Source organism: Neisseria sp. P0021.S006 (assembly GCF_051956895.1).
In genome coordinates this window covers 1-3,691 of sequence record NZ_JBQCWZ010000086.1, presented here as the reverse complement: position 1 = coordinate 3,691, position 3,691 = coordinate 1, and the positions used below count along the sequence as shown (strand labels likewise).

5 protein-coding genes and 3 pseudogenes are annotated in these 3,691 nt (G+C 42.7%); 5 read left to right on the top strand and 3 right to left on the bottom strand.

Annotation, left to right across the window (positions count from 1 at the left end):
• The first annotated feature begins 15 nt into the window (after positions 1-15).
• The gene (locus ACTHUM_RS10865) at positions 16-357 is read left to right on the top strand and encodes a hypothetical protein (protein ID WP_070645840.1); all 342 of its coding nucleotides are present in this window, start codon (positions 16-18) and stop codon (positions 355-357) included.
• Between the two features lie 288 nt (positions 358-645).
• The gene (locus tag ACTHUM_RS10860; protein ID WP_070460989.1) at positions 646-1,308 is read left to right on the top strand and encodes a hypothetical protein; all 663 of its coding nucleotides are present in this window, start codon (positions 646-648) and stop codon (positions 1,306-1,308) included.
• Positions 1,309-1,367: 59 nt separating this feature from the next.
• Here ACTHUM_RS10860 and ACTHUM_RS10855 read toward each other — a convergent pair whose 3' ends face one another.
• Entirely contained in the window at positions 1,368-1,673 is a 306-nt protein-coding gene (locus ACTHUM_RS10855) for a replication initiator protein A (protein ID WP_107769558.1), read from the bottom strand.
• Here ACTHUM_RS10855 and ACTHUM_RS10850 point away from each other — a divergent pair.
• From ACTHUM_RS10850 to ACTHUM_RS10840, 3 pseudogenes are all read left to right on the top strand, one after another.
• Positions 1,663-2,010, top strand: a pseudogene (locus ACTHUM_RS10850) (hemagglutinin repeat-containing protein); the annotation flags it as partial. The gene ACTHUM_RS10855 and the pseudogene ACTHUM_RS10850 overlap by 11 nt on opposite strands.
• 61 nt (positions 2,011-2,071) lie before the next feature.
• Positions 2,072-2,596 (top strand): annotated as a pseudogene (locus ACTHUM_RS10845) (transposase); the annotation flags it as partial.
• Positions 2,590-2,859, top strand: a pseudogene (locus ACTHUM_RS10840) (LysR substrate-binding domain-containing protein); the annotation flags it as partial. The pseudogenes ACTHUM_RS10845 and ACTHUM_RS10840, both read left to right, overlap by 7 nt.
• A gap of 57 nt (positions 2,860-2,916) precedes the next feature.
• Here ACTHUM_RS10840 and ACTHUM_RS10835 read toward each other — a convergent pair.
• Entirely contained in the window at positions 2,917-3,258 is a 342-nt protein-coding gene (locus ACTHUM_RS10835) for a hypothetical protein (RefSeq protein WP_070461105.1), read from the bottom strand.
• A gap of 46 nt (positions 3,259-3,304) precedes the next feature.
• Positions 3,305-3,652: a hypothetical protein gene (locus tag ACTHUM_RS10830; protein WP_039861883.1), complete on the bottom strand. Its 348-nt coding sequence runs from the start codon at positions 3,650-3,652 to the stop codon at positions 3,305-3,307.
• Between the last annotated feature and the right edge of the window lie 39 nt (positions 3,653-3,691).

The window sequence follows — 3,691 nt, the reverse complement described above, 5'->3', positions numbered from 1 at the left end:
CCCAGGTAGAATACAATGAAGAATAATGTTAAAAATTGGACAACGGAAGAAGTCAAGCAATCATTAGATGAATTTAATGATGTTTTAATTAAAAATACTTTTCTTCTTCAGTATCTGAAAAAAGAGTTTTCAGCTTCAAGTGCTTATTGTTTGTCTATGCTGCCTGAAGAAGAAGATATATATGAAATATTGGTTAATGGGAATATTATTGTTGATTTAGAATTTAATAAACATACAAATGAAACAGTTGTTATTAATGTTACTGATGTTGATGAATACTTGAAAACTTTAACCAATGAGAGTGGTAGAGTATTTTTTACATTAGCAAAAGAAATCGGCAAACAGAAAAACATTTAACAAGAGCGAAATACAAATTAAAAACTCAATGGAGTGATGGCGTATTTAGGATAGATATGTTGAATGAAAAAAACAAATCTTTGTTTTTGGGGCTGACGTAGATTAGCAGTATGGAAATTTTTGTCGTGTAGGAATATGTCGCCCAGACTTGCAAGCAACGCTTCCATCAGGTAAAAGAGTGTATATTGAGTACGATCGAAGCACTTCATCGCGCGGAATACCACACGCAGATAGAATATTCAGCAATGATAAAGATGCTATTGTTATTTTAAGGACGTTAGATTGATTATGAATAACCCACAGTTTTTTTTACAAGATCATAAACCTCATACCACTCATTTGTGTTTCTTTAAAATTCCATTTAATGAGATGGTGTTACGCTTTGAGCAAAGATTGCAAGAGCTTGGTCTAATATGGGGGTGGACGGTACATCATCAAAAAGTATCTGATGAATTAAGTTTGTCGGATAAAATTAAAATGTTGGAACCTTTTGCGCAGAGATACCCCAATAAATATATTATTTTAGAGACTGCTTCTGAATGGTGCTTATATATGGAAAATGGATATCGTGGTACAGACGTATTTAGCCAACCTAGTTATCTATCCGAAACATGGGGGATACAGAATATCAGCTTATATCTTTCTCCAGATTTTAAGAAAGATGAATTTGGTGCGGTAATGTTTCATTGGCGAAATGGTGCAAATAAAATCTCAGAATATGCAGTAGAAAGTAGAACGATTATGGTGCATAAAGAAACCAGTAAAACAACTTTTGAACAAAGCGGAAAACCTTTTGAATTTGAGAACTTAGCTAGCTATGAAAAAAGAATCAAAAAGGAGCGATTAACGGTTGATATGGTTGCTGAATATTGCAAACATTTTAATATTGATTTGTTTAACTTGGATTTTTATAAAGGACGTGCAGCATTATTTACAACCCATAAAAAATAGGTGCTTTAAAAAACACATTTAGGCAGCTTGAAAAACCTCAATTTATGCTTTCAGGCTGCCTATGGTGATTTTTTGAGAAATTTAGACAAATCCCGATTTCGCACTTTCAACATATCTTTCTTATCATCATAAGTCAGTCGGTAATCGGGTAAATCATTGCTGGCTACCAACTCCTTAATCGCCTGCCTAAAACGGCGCAGCGTTGCCATGCTGCCCGATTTTCTATGCAGTATTTCCAGAGAAATGTGCCATTCATTTTGCTTCCCGAAATGTTTGGCACATAGCTCATAAATGCGTCTATCCAGCAGTTTACGCAGCCTGAAATAATCTGCCGATATGGTTTTAACCTGTGCCGAACAAACCACCTACCGCCACAGCCATGTCGGCAGCGCAGGCAGTCCCACCGTTATTGTGAGCGGTGGCAACACCAACATCAAAGGCGCACAAGTAACAGGCAAAGGCATCACCGTACGCGCCGCCAACTTCAATATAGAAAGCCTACAAGACACCGCCGACTACCGCAGCCGCCAACAAAACATCAGCGCCCAAGTAACCGTAGGCTATGGCGCATCCGCCTCAGGCGATTACAGCCAAAGCAAAATCAACGCCGAACACCGCAGCGTGAGCGAACAAAGCGGATTGTTTGCGGGTGATGATGGCTTTGATGTGCAAGTAGGCGGGCACACCCGGCTAACAGGCGGAGACCTTTGCAAAATTCCCCAAAATCCCCTAAATTCCCACCAAGACATTTAGGGGATTTCTCATGAGCACCTTCTTCCAGCAAACCGCACAAGCCATGATTGCCAAACACATCGACCGTTTCCCACTATTGAAGTTGGATCAGCTGATTGATTGGAAACCGATCGAACAATACCTGAATCGTCAAAGAACCCGTTACCTTCGAGACCACCGCGGCCGTCCCGCCTATCCCCTGTTGTCCATGTTCAAAGCCGTCCTGCTCGGACAATGGCACAGCCTCTCCGATCCCGAACTCGAACACAGCCTCATCACCCGCATCGACTTCAACCTGTTTTGCCGTTTCGACGAGTTGAGCATCCCCGATTACAGCACCTTATGCCGCTACCGCAATTGGCTGGCGTAAGACGACACCCTGTCCGAATTGCTGGAACTGATCAACCGCCAACTGACCGAAAAAGGCTTAAAAGTAAAGAAAGCATCCGCCGCCGTCATTGACGCCACCATTATTCAGACCGCCGGCAGCAAACAGCGTCAGGCCATAGAAGTCGATGACGAAGGACAAGTCAGCGGCCAAACCACACCGGAGAAAAAGCCATTCTCCATCTCTCCCCGGTTATCCGCAGCGACAACACACTGATGATACGCGAGCTGATTAAAGCAGGAGCAGGCATAGGCTATCAGCCCCTTTGGGCAGTTCAGCAGGAATTGAAGGACGGCACATTGATCCAACTCCTGCCCGATTACACCATCTGGACAGACCAACTGAACGCCACCTATGTCGACAGGGCATTTCTCAGTGCGAAAGTGCGCAGCTTTATCGACTTTCTCAATGAAAAAATATCGGAAGGATAAACATCAAGGCCGTCTGAAACACTTTTCAGACGGCCTTTAATCAAAGCAACAATCCAATCAATAATTGGTTGAGCAAAACTGTTCGCGTTTGTCCGCATCGGCGGCATAGCATGTCAAACCCATGCCTGACGCATTGCTGTTGTTCGCTTTCGCACCCGGTTTCTTGTTCACCAAAACCTTACCGTTTTTACCGATCTCCACGGTTACGCCTTTGCCGTTTTTCAGCTTCCATTTCAACACTTGCTCATCGGCACTTTGGCACTTGCTGACCGTACAGCCGCCTTCTGTCGCGACGTTGCCGTTTTTATAAATCACGCACTGCTGCTGGCTGTCGGTACAGGCCGCATATGCAGCAACGGAGAAACAGGAAATCAACGCGGCAAACAAAACAGGTTTCATGGTTTGAACTCCTAAGGTTGTGATGATGGATTTGTGATATTTGGAACTATACGCTTATTTGAAGATACCTACTACTCTTCAAATATGCATAAGTTGCAGCCATAGAAGCTGAAGCAACTGCCCCATTCAATTGATATGCAGCTCCCGTCAACATAGCACCAGCTGCATTTGCATTACCAGAGAGACCTGCATTGGCTACAGAAGCTCCCATAGCAGCACTTGTAGCGGCAAAAGATAAGGCTGCGATTGCAGCATCAAGGCCATCCAATGAATTTCTATCTGCTTCAGGCGTGGCTAAATATTTCTGAATATTATTAGCATTTTGAATCGCATCAGCAGTACTTAATCCATTTTCGCGTGCAATATTTAAAAAACTAAATCCAGCGTTTGGCATTCTCATACTCCAAATGTTAAACTAAAAACCACAACCCAA